At 65.0% G+C, this 16,849-nt stretch carries 15 protein-coding genes; 7 read left to right on the top strand and 8 right to left on the bottom strand.

Annotated elements, in window-relative coordinates; all coding sequences use genetic code 11:
- The first annotated feature begins 38 nt into the window (after window positions 1-38).
- The 3 genes from ASB57_RS29320 to ASB57_RS29310 are packed head-to-tail and all read left to right on the top strand — an operon-like array spanning window position 39 to window position 2,794.
- Window positions 39-1,034, top strand: a complete 996-nt coding sequence (locus ASB57_RS29320; RefSeq protein ID WP_057655583.1) for a tripartite tricarboxylate transporter substrate binding protein — start codon at window positions 39-41, stop codon at window positions 1,032-1,034.
- A 48-nt stretch (window positions 1,035-1,082) separates the two neighbouring features.
- The gene (locus ASB57_RS29315; RefSeq protein ID WP_082621925.1) at window positions 1,083-1,913 is read left to right on the top strand and encodes a polysaccharide deacetylase family protein; all 831 of its coding nucleotides are present in this window, start codon (window positions 1,083-1,085) and stop codon (window positions 1,911-1,913) included.
- On the top strand, window positions 1,910-2,794 hold the full coding sequence (locus ASB57_RS29310; protein ID WP_057655579.1) for a polysaccharide deacetylase family protein: 885 nt from the start codon (window positions 1,910-1,912) through the stop codon (window positions 2,792-2,794). Before ASB57_RS29315 ends, ASB57_RS29310 begins: the two co-directional genes overlap by 4 nt.
- 111 nt (window positions 2,795-2,905) lie before the next feature.
- Here ASB57_RS29310 and ASB57_RS29305 read toward each other — a convergent pair whose 3' ends face one another.
- Window positions 2,906-3,880, bottom strand: a complete 975-nt coding sequence (locus ASB57_RS29305; RefSeq protein ID WP_057655577.1) for a tripartite tricarboxylate transporter substrate binding protein — start codon at window positions 3,878-3,880, stop codon at window positions 2,906-2,908.
- A gap of 22 nt (window positions 3,881-3,902) precedes the next feature.
- The gene (locus ASB57_RS29300; RefSeq protein WP_057655575.1) at window positions 3,903-4,880 is read right to left on the bottom strand and encodes an alpha/beta fold hydrolase; all 978 of its coding nucleotides are present in this window, start codon (window positions 4,878-4,880) and stop codon (window positions 3,903-3,905) included.
- 116 nt (window positions 4,881-4,996) lie between these two features.
- Between ASB57_RS29300 and ASB57_RS29295 the strand changes: the two genes are divergently transcribed.
- From ASB57_RS29295 to ASB57_RS29285, 3 genes are read left to right on the top strand one after another with little or no spacing between them, the layout of a single operon-like run.
- Entirely contained in the window at window positions 4,997-5,941 is a 945-nt protein-coding gene (locus tag ASB57_RS29295) for a LysR family transcriptional regulator (RefSeq protein WP_057655573.1), read from the top strand.
- A gap of 11 nt (window positions 5,942-5,952) precedes the next feature.
- Entirely contained in the window at window positions 5,953-6,597 is a 645-nt protein-coding gene (locus ASB57_RS29290) for a LysE family translocator (protein ID WP_197424893.1), read from the top strand.
- A gap of 50 nt (window positions 6,598-6,647) precedes the next feature.
- Complete coding sequence (locus tag ASB57_RS29285) at window positions 6,648-7,430, top strand: hypothetical protein (protein WP_082621924.1); 783 nt, start codon at window positions 6,648-6,650, stop codon at window positions 7,428-7,430.
- On the opposite strand, the gene ASB57_RS29280 is transcribed toward ASB57_RS29285, so the two are convergent.
- Window positions 7,341-9,023, bottom strand: coding sequence for a heparinase II/III family protein (locus ASB57_RS29280; protein WP_057655569.1), 1,683 nt, complete (start codon window positions 9,021-9,023; stop codon window positions 7,341-7,343). The genes ASB57_RS29285 and ASB57_RS29280 overlap by 90 nt on opposite strands.
- Window positions 9,024-9,398: 375 nt before the next feature.
- Between ASB57_RS29280 and ASB57_RS29275 the strand changes: the two genes are divergently transcribed.
- On the top strand, window positions 9,399-10,421 hold the full coding sequence (locus ASB57_RS29275; protein WP_057655567.1) for an LLM class flavin-dependent oxidoreductase: 1,023 nt from the start codon (window positions 9,399-9,401) through the stop codon (window positions 10,419-10,421).
- A 4-nt stretch (window positions 10,422-10,425) separates the two neighbouring features.
- Here the strand turns inward: ASB57_RS29275 and ASB57_RS29270 are convergent, their stop codons facing one another.
- From ASB57_RS29270 to ASB57_RS29250, 5 genes are all read right to left on the bottom strand, one after another.
- Window positions 10,426-11,646: a polysaccharide lyase family 1 protein gene (locus ASB57_RS29270; protein ID WP_369822887.1), complete on the bottom strand. Its 1,221-nt coding sequence runs from the start codon at window positions 11,644-11,646 to the stop codon at window positions 10,426-10,428.
- Window positions 11,647-11,700: 54 nt separating this feature from the next.
- Window positions 11,701-13,635 carry a tetratricopeptide repeat protein gene (locus ASB57_RS29265; RefSeq protein ID WP_057655563.1) on the bottom strand — a complete coding sequence of 645 codons (1,935 nt, stop codon included), beginning with the start codon at window positions 13,633-13,635 and terminating at the stop codon, window positions 11,701-11,703.
- Window positions 13,628-14,671 carry a hypothetical protein gene (locus ASB57_RS29260; RefSeq protein ID WP_057656537.1) on the bottom strand — a complete coding sequence of 348 codons (1,044 nt, stop codon included), beginning with the start codon at window positions 14,669-14,671 and terminating at the stop codon, window positions 13,628-13,630. Before ASB57_RS29260 ends, ASB57_RS29265 begins: the two co-directional genes overlap by 8 nt.
- Window positions 14,672-14,774: 103 nt before the next feature.
- Window positions 14,775-15,494, bottom strand: coding sequence for a hypothetical protein (locus ASB57_RS29255; protein ID WP_057655561.1), 720 nt, complete (start codon window positions 15,492-15,494; stop codon window positions 14,775-14,777).
- Between the two features lie 9 nt (window positions 15,495-15,503).
- Window positions 15,504-16,844, bottom strand: a complete 1,341-nt coding sequence (locus ASB57_RS29250; protein WP_057655559.1) for an ABC transporter permease — start codon at window positions 16,842-16,844, stop codon at window positions 15,504-15,506.
- Window positions 16,845-16,849 lie beyond the last annotated feature (5 nt).

Here is a 16,849-nt window from a genome sequence, read left to right as displayed (position 1 = left end):
TGCGCGGAGCATCGCCACACAACAAGGGGAATCCAACCATGAAGACCACCATCGCCACACTCGTCGCGCGCCTTGCCGCCGGCGCCACTGCCGCCGCGCTGCTGACCGGCCCGGGCCTGGCCAGCGCGGCCGACCGTTATCCCGATCACGCCATCCGCCTGATCGTGCCGTTCGCCGCGGGCGGCGGTACGGACATCATGGCGCGCATCATCGCGCAGGACGTAGGCAAGGAGCTGGGGCAGACCATCGTCGTGGAAAACCGCCCCGGCGCCGGCGGCGGCATCGGCGCGGCTTTCGTCGGCCAGGCCAAGCCGGATGGCTACACGCTGCTGATCGGCTCCACCGGCACGCATGGGGCCAACCAGTTCCTGTATTCGAAACTGCCCTACGACCCGGTCAAGGACTTCACGCCCATCTCCGTATTGGCCACCTTCGACAACGTTCTGGTCGTGCCCGAGTCGTCCAAGGTACACACGCTCAAGGACCTGATCGATACCGCGAAGAAGAATCCCGGCAAGCTGAACTACGGCGTGACCACCGTCGGCAGCTCCTCGCACCTGGCCGTGGAGAAATTCAAGCGCGACGCCGGCATCGAGGCGGGCGCCGTGCCGTACAACGGCGCGGGCCAGGCCACCACCGACCTGCTGGCCGGCCGCCTGGACTTCATGCTGGACTTGCTCGGCACGCAACAGGGCAATATCAAGTCCGGCAAGGTGCGCCCCATCGCCACCTCGGACACCAAGCGTAACGCGCTGCTGCCCGACGTTCCCACCATCGCCGAGTCCGGCTATCCCGGCTTCAGCGCGGTGGGCTGGATCGGCCTGTTCGGCCCCGCCAACCTGCCGCCCGCGGTGGTCGACACCCTGTACAAGGCGATCGACAAGGTCTACAGCTCGCCGGACTTCCAGGCCACCATGCGCGCGCGGTCTTTCGACATCGACCATATGCCGCCGGCCGAGTTCACCAAGTTCCTGGCGGGCGAGCGGACCAAGTGGGGCACCGTGGTGCGTGAAGCGAACATCAAGCTGGACTAAGCTGGCCTTGCCGCGGCGACAACAGGAAGAGACATCAAAGGGATAACGATGAATCAGCGAACGAACCTACCCGAAGACATGCGCTGCGTGGTGTTGATCGGCATCGACTTCGACGGCCCCAGCCACGAAGTCGGCCGCGGCATCGCGCCGCTGGGCAAGCACTCCTGGGGCAATTATTCCGCGCGCTGCGGCGTGCCGCGCCACATGGACATGCTGGATGGCCACGGCATCAAGGGCACTTTCTTCGTGCCCGGCTATGACGCCGAGCGCCATCCCGACACCATCGCTCGCGTCGACCAGCGCAACTTCGAAGTCGCGGCGCATGGCTATCTGCACGAGGCCTGGGAGCTGGGCCTGGAGGAAGAAGAGGCCTTGCTGCGCAAGACCGACCGCATTCTGCGGGACGTCATCGGCAAGCCTGTCCTGGGCTGGCGCTCGCCCTCCGGCCGCAAGAGCGACCGGACCATGGCGGTGCTGAAATCGATGGGCTATATCTACGATTCCAGCGACAAGGACTACGACCGTCCCTATCGCCTGCGCTTCGGCAAGGGCCCGGACGACGTCATCGTCGAGCTGCCCAACAACACCTACAGCCTGGACGACTTCCCCTTCTACAAGTTCAGCCACACGCCGCCGTCGGAAGTGCTGGGCCAATGGAAGTCCGAGTTCGACGCCATCTACGGCCATGACCGCTTCTTCGTGATGTCGCTGCACCCGCGCGCGGGCTGGGGCTCCGGCACGCCCTCGCGCACGCGCGCCCTGTCCGACCTGATCACCTATATGAAGGGTCATGACGGCGTGCAATTCATGGACTATCGGACTTTCGCGCAGTGGTGCCAGCAGCACCGCGACAACCTTGAAGAGGTTTCCTTCGCATGAACACCTACACCTGGCCCCAAGGCGCCCGCACGGTGGTGCTGCTGACCGTCAACTTCGACGCCGAAACCTTCGACCTCAAGGAAACCGCGCCGGAACGCCTGTTCGGGCGTTATTCCTACGGCCGCTACGCGGTGCGGGCGGGCTTTCCGCGCCTGCGCGAGCTGTTCGCCCGGCATGGCGTGCCCGCCACCTTCTTCGTGCCCGGCGGCGACGCCCGGCGCCATCCCGAACTGGTGCGCGCGCTGGCTGAGGACGGCCATGAAACCGCCGCGCGCGGCATCGACCTGGAAAACTTCGCCACGCTCGGCGACAAAGAGGTAGAGGTGCTCGCCAGCTCGCGCGCCATCCTCGCCGACATCACCGGTCAGGCGCCGGTCGGCTTCCGCGCGCCGGGGGGTGAGTTGTCCTCGCGGACGCTGGGCCATTTGGCTGAACAGGGCTTTCTCTACGACGCCAGCTTTCAGGATGCGGACCAGCCCTACGTCTTCAGCGTCGGGACCGGCGGCAAGCAGATCGTCGAACTGCCGTCGAACTTCGCCCTGGACGACGCGCCCATCTATTCCGCGCGGCACACGCATGCGCGCCTGCAGACCATCTGGCGCGACGAGATCCAGGCGCTGCACGCCGAAAGCGTCCTGATTCCCATCACGCTGAACCTGCGTGGCGACTTCGGGTCCACGCGGGCGGCGCGTATCGCTGTGCTGGATACGTTGCTGACGGAAATCAAGCAGTTGGGCGACGTGCGCTTCATGACGTGCCAGCAGCTGGCCGAGCACACGTTGTCGCTCAAGCTCGCGCCCGAGCCCGATCCCTATCTGGCCCATGCCGAGACCCTGGCCAATACGGTGTATCGGGGCGACCTGGCGATCAAGCCGCTGTAGTCGCTACAGTCGATGTAGTCGCTGCACGCGCAGGCAAAAAAAAGCGGCCCCGCGAGGGGCCGCCTTCACTTGCTCCCGGGCGTCGCCACCCGGGTCGTTCTTCCCGAACTCTTAATCCAGCTTGATGTTCGCGGCCGCGGCCACGTCCTTCCACTTGGCGATTTCCGAGGTCATGACGGCTTTGAACTGATCAGGCGTATTGCCCACCACCGTGCCGCCCAGTTCCTTGAAGCGCTGTTGCAACTCCGGATCCTTCAGCACTTCCACCGATGCCTTGTACAAGGTCTCGGCGACTTCAGGCGACACGCCCTTGGGGGCCAGCAGGCCGTTCCAGGCCGACACGTCGTAGTTCTGGATACCGGCTTCGGCGAAGGTCGGCACGTCCGGGATTTCCGGCAGGCGCTGTGCCGAGGCAACCGCCAGCGCACGCAGGCGGCCGGCCTTGATGAAAGGCAGCGACGACGGCAGCGGTTCCCAGATCATCGACACCTGGCGGCCGATCACGTCGTTGAAGGCCGGGCCCGCACCCTTGTAGGCGACGTGCATGATCTGCGCGCCGCTGTTCTTCTTGAGCAGTTCCATGGCCAGGTTGCCCAAGGTACCGGCGCCAGACGAGGCGTAGGTGTACTTGTTCGGCGCGGCCTTGGAGTCGCTGATCAGGTCGGCCAGCGTCTTCGCCTTCACATCTTCGTTGACGCTCAGCACGCCAGGCACCGACACGATCTGCGTGATCGGGGTGAAATCGGCCACGGCGTCATACGTCAGCTTGGTGTAGATGGCGGGGTTGGCGGCATGCGTGCTGGACGACGCGAGCAGCAGCGTATAGCCATCGGCCTTGGCTTCGGCCACGTACTTGGAACCGATCACGCCGGCGGCGCCGGCCTTGTTCTCGACAACGACCGTGGCGTCCAGCTTCTGGCCCAGCTTCTGGGCGAACAGGCGACCGATGACGTCAGCGGTGCCACCCGGCGCGAAGGGGATGATCAGGCGGATGGGCGCGGACGGATAGTCCTTGGCCATGGCGGCGGGGGCCACGCCCAACAGCGAGCAGGCGGCGGCGAGGGCCACGATGGAACGCTTCAGCATTTCAGGTATCTCCAGTTCAATATCATTTTTCAAGTGGCTGGGAGAGCCGGGAACTACGACTCGATGTGGCTGAAAGCCACGCGACGATGTGCGCCAGCACTTCATCGCTATTACGGTCCGACATACAGGCGTGGCTGTTGCCATGCACGCCCACGGCCGGCAGATCCAATACCGTCACGGGCGCGCCACGTTCGCGCAGCGCCTGGACGTAGGCCTCCGCCGACTGGCGGTAGGTGGACCAGAGCGGACTCCGGTCCAGGTAATCGCCCCACAGCATCAGCTGCGGCGTGTCCGCCGGGCTGGCGGCGGCGGGTATGGGGATGGGCATGCCCGTGGGCTCGACGGTGACCACGGCGCGCACCAGATCGGGATGGCGCAAGGCGGCGTGGCCGGCATGGCCGCCACCCTGGCTGTGGCCAAGAACGATGCAGGGTCCCACCGCCGCGATCAGTTCGTCATAGGCGGCCAGCGCCATCTCGTTATGGTCCAGCCAGCGCGGCACGAACTGGCGCGCAAATTGATCGAAATGCTCGACGGGAAATTGGGTATCGGCGTGGCTGGCGCCGGGGTAGCCACCGGCCGGGCCGACGCGGAAGACGTCCCACGCCTCTTCGTGACTGCGGAAGATGGGCGCCGACGGGTAGATTTCCGGGAACATGGCCCATGACGCCCGGCCGCGTTCCGGCGCATCGCACACCCAGACGTCGAAGCCGGCCTCCAGCAGGCCCCAGAGCCAGCCGGGCCTGCCGTCCGGTGTGGCCTCCCACTGCGCGCCCGTCATGCCGCCGCCGTGCCATAGCAGGACAGGCAGGGGAAAACGCGGCTGCGCCAAGGCGTAATGCATGGCGTACATCTGGCCGACACTGTAGGTGCCGTTCATGTCGACGGGCCGCGCCGTGCCGCCCGCGACGGTCCTGTCCTGGACCGGCAAGCCTTGCACCTGCGTAGTGGCGCCGCCGAAGAAATGCGAGCGGATGCTGCGTAAGGAGACGTTCGACATGATGGAAGCTGGCTCGAATGCGCCGCAGCTTATCCGCTTTCATGTCCAGATCGAGGCACGCGATCGGTTAAGCTGTGCCAAGTAAGCACACTAAAGAAATCTTTGCGAACTTTGTCATGGACGCCCTCAAAGACCTCGATCTGACCCTGTTGCGCGACCTGCTGGCGCTCGGCCAGGCCGGCAATCTGAGCCAGGCGGCTCGCCAGCGCGGCATCACCCATCCCGCCTTTGGCCGGCGCATCCGTGCGCTGGAGGAATGGGCCGGCGCGACCTTGGTCGCGCGCGGCAGCCGGCGCAGCCCGCTCACGGACGAAGGTCGAAAACTGGCCGCCGCCGCCCGCCAGATCGAAGCCATCCTGCGCAACACCCGTGCCGTTTTGGCACACACGCCCGAACAGACGCTGCAAACCATCACCATCGCGGCCGGCCGCACCCTGTCCCACACCCTGCTGCCGCAGTTGGTCGCCGACATCCGCGACGCCTGCGGCGACATGCTGTGGAAGGTCAAGACCACCAGCCTGCGGCCCGGACTGGAGATGCTGCGGGAGCGCTGGGCGGACTTCATGTTGGGACACGCCCCGGAAGGCGCGGTGCCGCCCGGCATGGAAGATCTGCTGTCGTGCTCCGTCGGCCGCGATGCCCTGGTCGCCGTGTCCGCGCCCCTGGTGTCCGGCTATCCCAAATATGCCGTTCCCCAGAGCCCGTCCCACCCCCTGGTGCCTTACCTGGCTTACGCCCCGGGCATGGCGCTGGGCGCAATCCTGGACAACGCCCTGCCGCCGCTGGGTTGCCGCGACCGCCTTTTCACCATCTACGAGGCAGACCTGGCCGATTCTATCCACGCCATGGTGCGCCAGGGTGTCGGCCTGGCCTGGCTGCCTTTGAGCCTGATCCGCGAAGACCTGCTGCAGGGCCGCGTGGTTCGTGCCGGCGCCAAGGCGGCGGACATCGAAGTCGACGTTCGGCTCTACACCCGCCAGGCCGCCCTGGAAGACGCCCGCACCCGCGGGGTCTGGGAGGCCGTCACGGAAATGTATGATTCTTCCCTAACCCGTTCCTGAGTCCTGGTGTCATGCCCACCCTGCACATGCTTCTGCTGTTCCTGGCCGCCGACCTGGCCTTGAAACTCACCCCCGGCCCCGACATGGCGCTGACTCTGACACGCGGCATGACCCAGGGTTTCCGCATCGCCTGGCTGAGCGTGCTGGGCACCTTCTGCGCCGGCTTCGTGCAAGTGCCCCTGGTGGTGCTGGGCCTGGCGGCGATCTTCAAGGAGTCGCCCACCCTCTTCCTGTTCGTGAAACTGGCCGGCGCCGTATATATGGTCTATCTGGGTGTCCAGGCTTTGCGCCGCAGCCGCAAGCCGCGCGATCTGGCGGCGGTTCCCGCCAAGGGCGAAGGCCGTCAGGTCTTCATCCAGGGCTTCATGACCAATCTGCTCAACCCCAAGGTCTTCATTTTCCTGATTGCCTTCCTGCCGCAATTCACCGATCCCGCGGTCGGCCCGGTGTGGCTGCAGATGCTGATCCTGGCGGTCATTTCCAAGCTGTTCGGCCTGTGCTCCGGCGCCACCTACGCCTATGGCGCGGCGCGCATCCGTCATTGGCTGACGCGCAATCGCTGGTTCCTGCAAGCGCAGGACGGCGTGCTGGGCGTGTGCATGCTGGCCATCGCCGGGTACCTGGTATTGAGTGCGGACACCTCGGTGTCGAAATAGATCTGCTTTACCTTCCTGTCTCTTCCACCCTTGTGAGCGAGCGCGTGTCGATGAAAAACCTGGCCTGGATTGCCGCGGCAACATTATCGGTTTTGCCCTGGGGGGCCCACGCGGTCACCTTCGATTGCGCCAAAGCCCGCTCGGCGCCCGAGAAATTGATCTGCAGCAACCCCGACCTGTCGCAGGCCGACGACCACTTGAAGCAGACCTTCGACGCCGCGCGGGCACGCGCGACCGATAAGAAGGCCTTCAACGATCGCGCGAAACAGGAATGGCAGCGGCGCGAGAAAACCTGCACGGACGCGGCTTGCGTGCGCCAGTGGTACGCCGACCAGGAACGCCTCTACGCGGCCGAGGCGCCGGCACGCGCGCCCGCCGTACAGCCCGCGCCATCCGCGCCTGCCCCGGCCGGGTCGGCGCATCCCGGAACGGCCTCCGCCCCGACGCTGCCCGCTCCCGCGGCGGCGGCCGGCGCGCATGGATCGCCGGCGTTGCCGGACACCCGTCCCGCCGCGCTCAACGCGCCCGACGTCGCAGCCACGGCGCTCTATGCCGAATACCAGCAAAGCGAATCCGCGGCCGATCGCAAATACAAGGGCAAGACCATCAAGATCAACGGCACGGTTTCCGGTGTGAAGAAGGCCGCCAATGGCGATCCCTATATCGAACTGACCGCCGCCGACAACACCATGTCCACCGTCCACCTGGACTTTCCACAGACCGCCGCGGCGGGTGTGGCCCAGCTACAGAAGGGTCAGAAGATCGCCGTTGCCTGCCAGGTGCAAGGACTCGTGCTCGGCGATCCCGTCCTCCGTTGCGCCGACGCCCCCTGACCGCGCCAGGGCGAACACGGTCCGGCAGCGCCAGACCGCGGTCGCCCCGACATCGATCCGCAAGACGGACGTTTCCACTTGCTCGCCGATCTCCGGAAACATGTAGCCATGGGGCCCCTCCCCGCCATGCCCCAGGGTCAATTCGACCGGGACGTCCGACTCGATGAGAAGCTCGGCCACCTCGCGGCCGTCGCGGTACAGCCGCACTTTGTGCTCGGCCAGCGCAGGCACGATACCGGGCGCGAACTGCCATAGCAGGGCCAGCGGCTGCGCGTCGTCGGCCTCCACATGGTCCGCCACCTCGATCTGCCCGCGCGACCGCTGCAAGGTCAGGCTGCGCCGATGGGTAATCCCCGGATAGCGCCGGTTGGTGGCGCTGACCACGCTGGTGGAGCGCAACTCACTGACGACATCGATGCCCACCAAACCCGGCTCGTCACCAGGCTTGGCCTGGCCCAGATACAGCGAGCTGTGGGCGGCCGGCGAGTAACCATGGACCGACAATGGATGCTGGTAGTCATAGCCATAGGGCCCGCTTTCGTAGATGATCCAGCCGTCTGAATACAGCAGCACGGACAGGTCGTCCTGATGCTTGTGATACGCGCCGTGATGACTGGCGCACAGGACGGCGAAGGTCTGGGCCTGCCCCTTGGCCGGATCGTCGCGCAGGATGGCGTAGCCGCCGTCGAAGAAAACCGCCGTGCGGTCCGGCTCGTTGTCGCCATACCCGAAGACCTGCTGGTACTTGGCCGGCGCGATCGCCGCGGGCGACGTATCGCCGATCGGCGGAAAGGTGCCGTCCGGCGCGATGATGTTCAAACCGTAGCGGCGCATGCCGCGCAACAGCCGGCTCAGACGCGCACCGGTCGGCGCGTCCAGTTCTTCTATCAAGGGCAGATGCCGCTGGATATTGTCGGCGATAAGAAAGTGGTACGCCGGTGAGTGTTCCTTATGCACGCCGTCCGCACTGACCGCGCCTTCGAAATAATCAACAAGACGGGCCAGGCTTCTCTGCCTCACCGCGTCGACCCCTTCGGCGATCTTGCAGTAATAGAGCAAGGCCAGATTCTGGAACATCCCGTGGTTGTTATCGCCGCCGTACATCTCGCCTTGTCCCAGCAGATCCACCAGCGACTCGATCCTGGCCCATTGCTGTTCGGCGACATCGTTGCGGCCATTCTGGCGCAGGGCGACATACAGGCGCAGCCAATAGTTGAGCCGGCGTGCCGAGGTCTCGTCGTGAAACGCCATATTGCGCGCGTCGCGCGGATACTCGAAGCGCTGGCACCAGCCGTCGAGCATGGCCATGGCCGTATCGAACCAACGGACATCGGGCTTGGCCTTATGGGCCGCGACCAGATCGCCGATAAAGGCGTGCATATGCAGCGTGCGCTGCTGGGAGCGGCCCAGTTTGTTGGCCCCTTGCCATTCGCGCTCCACCTTGAATTGCTGGCCCCCTTGCAGGGTCACCAGGCGCCGGCTGGCCAGGGCGCGGGCATGCGCCATATACGCGGCGCTGAAGCGTCCCGGCAGCAGACGGTCTATCAGAGGATATTCCCGCGCAAAATCCGGATCCGATAACGGACGACCCATCCCTGCCCTCCCATTCTGTAATTTCCAGGGCAGGCGCACGCTGTCGAAGGACTGACTTCCGACTGACAAAAGCGCCCTGGCCCCATCCGAGAATACGAAGTTAATGGAGAACATCCGTATCCGGCACGGGCAGGCCGCGTACAAACGGACACCCGTAATCAGGCGCCAATCACCCGGTCTCCCTGCACTGGAAGCCCCCTGACAGCGGAATCAAAGACATGGCTCGTCACAGTAAATTGACGTTTTCAGGGGCCGGCGGCCGGCGATCCGGCGATCCGGTCGTCCAGTGACCCAGCGATTAGCCGAAAAAGCAGAACACTCGTCATTCAGGCAAGATATCCACGTCGTATACCAACGCGCTCGCGCGAGACTTACATGAAGAAAATCGGTTTTCTGTCTTTCGGCCATTGGGCCGCAACGCCGCAGTCACAGGTCAGGTCGGGCGCCGACGCCCTGTTGCAATCCATAGATCTGGCGGTCGCTGCCGAGGAACTGGGCGCGGATGGCGCGTACTTTCGTGTGCACCACTTCGCACGGCAGCTGGCATCGCCCTTTCCCTTGCTCGCCGCGATCGGCGCCAAGACCCGCCGCATAGAGATCGGCACCGCCGTCATCGACATGCGCTATGAAAACCCGCTCTATATGGCGGAGGACGCCGGCGCGGCGGACCTGATTGCCGGCGGGCGCCTGCAGCTTGGCATCAGCCGCGGCTCCGGTGAACAGGTCCTGGAGGGCTATCGCTATTTTGGCTATGCCCCGGCCGCGGGCGAAACGCATGCCGACCTGGCGCGCAACCACACCGAAGTGTTTTACGAAGTGCTGCGCGGCGAAGGCTTCGCCGAGCCGAATCCGCGACCGATGTTCCCCAATCCGCCTGGCATGCTGCGGGTGGAACCCCATGCCGAAGGCCTGCGTGACCGCATCTGGTGGGGCTCGGGTTCCGACGCGACGGCCGTCTGGGCCGCCCGCATCGGCATGAACCTGCAGTGTTCGACGCTGAAGAACGACGAGACCGGCCGCCCGCTGCACATCCAGCAAGCCGAGCAGATCCGCGCCTACAAGCAGGCCTGGAAGGAAGCCGGCCACGCACGCACGCCGCGCGTGTCCGTCACGCGCAGCATCTTCGCGCTGATGGACGAGCGCGACCGCATGTACTTCGGCCGTGAAAGCAATAGCGACGACTCGATCGGCATGCTGGACGAGAAAATCCGCGCGATCTTCGGGCGCAGCTACGTGGCCGAGCCCGACAAACTGATCGCGCAGCTGGCCGAGGACGAGGCCATCGCCGAAGCCGACACCCTGCTATTGACCGTGCCGAATCAGCTGGGCGTCGATTATTGCGCGCACATCATCGAAGCCATCCTGAAGCACGTCGCTCCCGGCCTGGGCTGGCGCTGACACGTCAGGGGCAGGCACCCGTCCGAGGCGTGAAGACCGGCGTCGTCTCGGCGGTGTTGCCGGCATACTTGCGGACTCGGTCCGCCAGTTCAGGCGTCGCCTTTTCATAGCCGTAGCAATAAGGCGGCGCCGGCACCGCGTCCGGCCGATGATCTTCCAGGGCGGGCTTGGCCTCGCCCATATACAGGTTGTCCTTCAGACGCAGGGACGCCAGCCAGTCTTCCTTGTAGCCGTACTGGGCTTTCGACTTTTCGTAGTTTTCCCGATCGGATTCGCCGTTGCCCAGGGCGCTGCGCTTGGGTGCGCCCGGGATATAGCTGCAATAGTTCGCCTTCACGCCTTCCGTGGTGGGGAAGAACTCCGGCTCCGTGCATTTGCGTTGCGTGGAATTGTTGAACATATTGCCTTCGACCAGGGCGCGCGCCTGCAGGCTGAAACTCATGCCGTAGAAGTCCCAGTTTTCCAGCAGATTGTTGAACAGGTGAAAGGTGCCGAACTGCGCGCGGGGATTGCGCTGCATCGTGTCGACGAAGTAATTGTGGTGCACCGTCACGCGCGCGATCCGGTCGCGTTCGTAGTTCTTGAACAAGTCCTTCGACGTGATGTTGTTGAGCAGCATCACCTTGTTGGAATTATGGAATTTGTTCCATGACACCGTGACGTCGGTCGAGCCGTTCTTCACATTCAACAACCGGTCCGACATGCGCGACAGATCCATGTGGTCCACCCACACATCGCGGCTGTCGTTGGCCACGTTCACGGCCTGGGTGAAGCGCTTCAGGCGGCCGTCTATGGTCACATGCGTCAGGATGACATTCTTGCTGCCGTACACGCCCAGCCCGTCATCGAGCAAGGTAACGTGCTTGCCGCGCCCGTCGACGGTAGTGTTCGACGGCACGCGCAGTTGCTTGTCCAAGGTGATGGTCAGGTCGGACGCGAAGCGTATCCAGGTGGGTCCTTTCTTCGCATGCTCCAGCGCGGCGCGTAAGGTGCCGGGCCCGGAGTCCTGGTCAGACGTGACTTCGATGACCTGGCCGCCCAGGCCGCCGGTCGCCTTGGCGCCATAGCCTTCACGCTGCTGCAACAGCGCCGATACGAACGGACATTGCTGGTCCGCTACCTTGCAGGATTCACTGCTACCTATCGCTTTGCTTGCGCTGGCCGCGTAGGCCGCACCACCAGTCACCGCGAACACCAATAGCGCGGAGGCCAATACCCCGCGCATTGCTTTCATCTTTGCATCCATGGAATCTTCACTCCCGTCTTTCACTTGCCAGGATCACGCGGATCGATCCGGGGCCTGTACGTGCCGCCAGATGCCGCCGCTCATGCGCAAGTTCTCCGGCGGGCCGGCCAGATGTTCCCGAAGATGCTCGAAATAGGCCTGTTGCCAGCGCTGCGCGTAAGCCTCCACATCTTCACCCGGCTTGGCCGCGGGAAGCATTTCGAGGGTGTACGTAACGTGACCGTCTTCCCAACGCGGCGCGTAGAACACGGAAGGCACGCCCAGGCGATGCGACATATGGGCAGCGAAACTGGAGTAGGTGACCTGCTGCCCTTCGAAGGTCGTACGCGGGGCGGCGGGGTTGGCCGCGCCGTCGATGGCCAGACACAACACGTAACCCGATCCCAGCGCGCGCAGGCAGGCTTTGGCCACCTGCGCCTCGGTCTGGTCGGCGGTGGATATCAAGGCCGGGGCATAGCTGCTCTGGGCGATGGTCGGCGCGGTGGCGAGCCAGCGCGACGGAATGCCCAGCAGCTCCAGCGCCATCAGCCCCGCATACATGGGGCCGACGTGCGCCGTGGCGACCACGACGCCCCGCCCGGCGGCCAGCAGCGGCGCGAAGAACTGCTCGCCGCGATCCAGGTTGCCCAGGACGCCCATGGCTTCTTCGACCCGGTCTTCGCGGCATTCGAGCCAGTCGAACAGCAGGTGATCGGTCAGATGGCCCCAGCGCGCCTTGCGCTCCCATTCAGCCCGATCGATATTGGTATCGCCGCGCATCGCCCACGCCCAGTCGAAGCGGGCTTGCGGGATCGGCGCCTTGTCCAGCCGCTCGTCGAGTTGCGCCAGGGCTTCCTGAAAGGTCTCTGGAAGCTCGGCGCCGCGCTTGGCCACGTAGAGCTTGAACAGGGCTTCCGCCTCGTCCTTGCGCCCGGCCTGCGACAACGCGCCGATGGTGGCGCGCTGCCACTGCACCTTGTCGGGCGCTTTGTCGAGCAAGGCCAGCATCTGGTTGGCGGCATCGCCGTACTGCATGGAATAGCGCAACGCGCGCGCATAGAGCCCGCGCGTCTGCTCCAGTTCCGGCGCCAGTTCGACCGCCTGTTTCAAAGGTTCCAGCGCCGCTTTATAGCGGCCGGCGCGCAGCAAGGTCTCGCCGTGCAAGGACAGCAGCCGCACGTCCCCCGGCGCGAGCGCCAGGCCGGCTTCGAAATGGCCCAGGGCGTGGACCTTGCGGTCCTCTTCGCTGCCGCGCTTGAGGTAAGCCTGGCCCAGGCTGGTTCGCAAGGCGGCGCAGTCGTGGCCCGCGCTCAAGGCTTCGACACCCATTTCGACCGCCGCCCCCACCCTGCCATCTTCCAGCAAGGCGCGCACGGCCATCGTCGCCACGCGTTCGTTGGGCAGCTTGCGCGGATCCAGATTGGCGGCGATCCGGGCGGCTTCGGCGACCTCGCCGTTGCGCATGAATGCCAGCATCCAGATGGACGCCTCGCCCGGTTCGTTCGCGACCAGGCCGACCGTTTCCCGCGCGACCGCGGCGGCATCGGCCACGCGCCCGGCCTGCAGGCGCAACTGGATGCGCGCGCCATGCAGCACGGCCGCGGCGGGCTCGATGGCGCCGGCGGTGTCCACCTCGGCGATGGCGCGGTCCCACTGCTCCGTGCGTCCCAGCAGGCTGGCCAGCATGCGATGATCGTCGGCGTGCGACGGGTAAGCCGCGACCAGTATGTCCAGCGCGGCGATCGCTGGGGCGAACGCGCCTTCCTTCACAAAGGGCGACACCAGCCAGCGTTTGACGTCGCGCCGGCCATTGGGCGGCGGCGTCTGCGCCAGCAAGGTGCGGAGCCGGGGCATTTCGCTGACCGGATCCGCGGCGGCGCGTATCTGTTTGATCAGATCCAGCAGCGCGGCGGTAGCCGCCGCATCGGGTGACCCCGCGGCCTTCGCGCCAGCGGCGGCGGGCCGACTTTCGATAACCGTATCAACCATGACGCAGCCCCCTCAACAAAGCCAGCGCGATGCGGAAGATGAACATCAGCACGAACCCGACGGCCAGCGCTTCAAGCAGCAGGATGCCAAGACGCGGACTGCTGGGCCGATCGGTCGGCACCGGCTGCGCGATGATGGACAGATAACGCTGCAATCTCAGTGTATCCACCATGGCCTGCTGATACGACTGCTGCGCCAGCGTCAGGTTGGACTCGGCGAACATCTGGATATTGCGCAGTCCTTCGTACGACTTGAGCATGGTCGCCTCCGTCGTGCCCTGGCCGCTCAGGCGGTGGCGCAAGGCCGTCAGGCGCCGCTGCAAGGCCGCGACCTGCAGTTCGGCGGGCCGCAGCATCGGATGATCCTTGTTGCCCAGGGCGCGGATCTTGTCCAGGTTGATCTGCGCGGTGCTGAGTTCCCCTTCCAGCTGGCCGGAAAGATTCAGCAGCATCGTCACCGTCGCGGTCGGATCGATATTGCCGTGCTCCGTGCGCCAGGCCGTCAGCGCATCGCGCGCCTCGCGGGCTTTCGCCTCGGCGCGGCTGAGCTGCTCCTGGCTCACCTTCAATTTGTCGGCAACGCCCTTTTCATTCATCTGGCTGACGAAGTCTTCGGCCAGGCCGATCAAGGCCTTGGACAGGGTTTCCGAGTCCTGCGGCGAGAACGCGCTGACGCGCACGACATCGATCTGCTCCAGCACGTTGAAGGACACGGTGACGGCCGCCTGGTAGGCACGATAGAGCTCGTCCTCGCTGGAATCCTCGGTAAGGCGGTTGGCCGGATCCAGGCCTTTGTTGACCAGGTAATGGCGCAGGCCTATCCGCTGGTCGAGCTGCCGCATGCAGTCACGCGACTTGAGAAAGTCGCTGACCGCCCAGCCGTCGACGAAACCGCCCAGCATGCCGCCCATATTCCCGGTCGTGAGCAGATTGGCCGCGCCGCCAGGCTGCTGCCCGCCACTCGATTGCACGAAGAAGCGCGACTCCGCCTCATAGCGCGGCGTCGCCAGGTGGAATACGTAGACCAGGGCGAGCACCACCGGCACAACGACGATGACGGCGTTGACCCAGCGGTAACGGCGCCGCCCGCGCAGCGACGATTGGCGCTCCCGGCGACGGCGCTCGATTTCCGATGAACCTTCAGAAGCCGAGCTGGCCGTCGCCGAAGCTGCCTCCGAGGGCGTCCTCGCCTGCGCTGCCGGATTCACTCCTCGATCGTCTTGGGGGGAATTTGCGGATGCACTGGTCGAGGTCGTCTTCGATTCTGAGGGTGCTTCGTTCATAAATCAGGCCTTTGAGGCAGTAATCTGCCATCTGGTTCTGGCGATAGCTGGAAAAAATAAGCGTCCGACCGACCAACCGTTCTTCGAACAGCGACAGCCACAGACGGGTGAAGCGGCAGGGCTCGAAGGGGATGGCCCCTTCGATGACATAGACATCGAACGCGGGCGCCAGCGCCAGCGCGAACGAGAATTCCTGCCGCAGGTAAAGCGGCCAATGTTCCATGGGCCTGGCCAGCACCCGGGGATCGCTGATCAGGTCCGCGACGAGTTCGAAGGTGGCATCCGGATCGATGCCATACAGATCAGCGACGAACTCGATGATGTTCAGACCGCTGGCCTTGCCGCGGATGAAACCCTGCCGCCCGATCGCCCATGACACGCTGCCGTCGTGCGTGACGAAGCCCTGGCGCGGCGGCCGCAGGCGGCACATCACGTCGATGATCTGGCGGTGCAACTCAGGCGCGGGCGAAAGCAGCGCATAGCGCCCGACCGGGATATCGATATCGACGTTGGACAGCAGGGCCTGTCTGTCGCCGAAGGCGTAGGGTTCATCAGTGACGCCGTGGAGATGGATCATGGTCGTCGCTCACATCGGCTGGATCTGGCTGCGGGCAAGACGCTCCGCGGACAGGGCGATGACTGCCAGGAACACCAGCGCAGTCAGGAAATAACTCAGGCTCGCGTTCTGCGAGGGATAGTTGGTGAAGTACACCGAACGCAAAAGCTGCATGCCGTGCGCGAACGGCGACCAGAGGAAATAGGGGCGCAGCTGTTCCGGCAGTTGTTCCGAGACGAAGAAGACGCTGGAAAAGATCTGCAGGAACCGCTCGATCACCGGCGCCAGGCGCAGGAAGAAATGCCATCCCGTCGCCAGCGCACCGAACAGCACCCCCATCGCCGCGCCGCCCACGCCCATCAGCACCACGAACAGCACGAAGGCGGACACATTGTCAGGCAGCGAAATCAGATCCAGAGCGTGCCCGGCGGTGATCAGCACGCCGAATACCACAAGGTACACCGTCACGTAGATCATGGCCTGCACCAGGGCGCACATCAGTGGCGTCACCCCCTGGAAATTCAACATCGCCCGCGCCGACACATACCCCGTACTGCTGCGGAAGATGATCTGCCGGAACATGATCCACGTGGTCGCACCCAGCAAAGAGAACGTCGGCACATCCATCCCCAGGATGTAGTGCGTGCCCATCAGGAAATACAAGGAAGAGATCAGCGTCAGCAGGACCACCGGGCCCACCAGGGACCACAACAGGGCGATCCGGCTTTCGCCGTGCATCACATGCAGCTGGTAGATGAACATGGGCAGCAGCGTGCGCAGACGCGGCCTGCCCTCTTCCGTATCGCCGGCCCGGTAGTTGTCGTGCAAACCGCGCATCCGGTCGCGCAGGATCGCCAGGTCGCCGACTTCTTCCGGCAACAGCTCGATCTCCATCGCGATGTCGTTGCGCGACGCATGCCGGCGGGCGCTCTGGGCCTCTTCGGTCTTGCGTCGTTGCACGCGCCGTTCGTTCGCGACACCCAGGCGCTCGTCTTCCGCCGCCAGCTTGGCCGGCACATACCCCGGTTCGTACACCGGCACGTCCGCGCGGATGTCGTTTTCCAGCAGGCGGACGATGATGCGCAGGCGCCGCCGGGCGAAGTCCGCCGCAAGGTCGTCATGACCACTACGGGTGATTTCTTCGTCCAGCTCCGTCTGCAGCGCGTCGTACACGGCGCGGCGTGCGGCCACGCTACCATGCGGCTCGCCCTGCAGCCGGGCGACCAGCTGCTTCAGCACGGACGCCACCGGCTTGTCCGTGTCGAACAGCGCCGTCAGGTCCAGGCGCCAAGCTGCGACGCCAGTACCCACTGCATAGGTGCTTTCCTTACGGCGTGACCGCCATCCTTTGATCCTGTCCTCGTTACTCATCTAGG

The sequence above is a fragment of the Bordetella sp. N genome, assembly GCF_001433395.1.
In the GTDB taxonomy this organism is placed as follows: Bacteria; Pseudomonadota; Gammaproteobacteria; order Burkholderiales; family Burkholderiaceae_B; genus Bordetella_C.
This window is presented reverse-complemented; position numbering and strand designations above follow the sequence as displayed.

Bases quoted from the DNA above. Each gene is read 5' to 3' on its own strand.
- ASB57_RS29320 (WP_057655583.1), top strand. From the start codon at position 39: ATGAAGACCACCATCGCCACACTCGTCGCGCGCCTTGCCGCCGGCGCC.
- ASB57_RS29315 (WP_082621925.1), top strand. From the start codon at position 1,083: ATGAATCAGCGAACGAACCTACCCGAAGACATGCGCTGCGTGGTGTTG.
- ASB57_RS29310 (WP_057655579.1), top strand. From the start codon at position 1,910: ATGAACACCTACACCTGGCCCCAAGGCGCCCGCACGGTGGTGCTGCTG.
- ASB57_RS29305 (WP_057655577.1), bottom strand. From the start codon at position 3,880: ATGCTGAAGCGTTCCATCGTGGCCCTCGCCGCCGCCTGCTCGCTGTTG.
- ASB57_RS29300 (WP_057655575.1), bottom strand. From the start codon at position 4,880: ATGTCGAACGTCTCCTTACGCAGCATCCGCTCGCATTTCTTCGGCGGC.
- ASB57_RS29295 (WP_057655573.1), top strand. From the start codon at position 4,997: ATGGACGCCCTCAAAGACCTCGATCTGACCCTGTTGCGCGACCTGCTG.
- ASB57_RS29290 (WP_197424893.1), top strand. From the start codon at position 5,953: ATGCCCACCCTGCACATGCTTCTGCTGTTCCTGGCCGCCGACCTGGCC.
- ASB57_RS29285 (WP_082621924.1), top strand. From the start codon at position 6,648: ATGAAAAACCTGGCCTGGATTGCCGCGGCAACATTATCGGTTTTGCCC.
- ASB57_RS29280 (WP_057655569.1), bottom strand. From the start codon at position 9,023: ATGGGTCGTCCGTTATCGGATCCGGATTTTGCGCGGGAATATCCTCTG.
- ASB57_RS29275 (WP_057655567.1), top strand. From the start codon at position 9,399: ATGAAGAAAATCGGTTTTCTGTCTTTCGGCCATTGGGCCGCAACGCCG.
- ASB57_RS29270 (WP_369822887.1), bottom strand. From the start codon at position 11,646: ATGCGCGGGGTATTGGCCTCCGCGCTATTGGTGTTCGCGGTGACTGGT.
- ASB57_RS29265 (WP_057655563.1), bottom strand. From the start codon at position 13,635: ATGGTTGATACGGTTATCGAAAGTCGGCCCGCCGCCGCTGGCGCGAAG.
- ASB57_RS29255 (WP_057655561.1), bottom strand. From the start codon at position 15,494: ATGATCCATCTCCACGGCGTCACTGATGAACCCTACGCCTTCGGCGAC.
- ASB57_RS29250 (WP_057655559.1), bottom strand. From the start codon at position 16,844: ATGAGTAACGAGGACAGGATCAAAGGATGGCGGTCACGCCGTAAGGAA.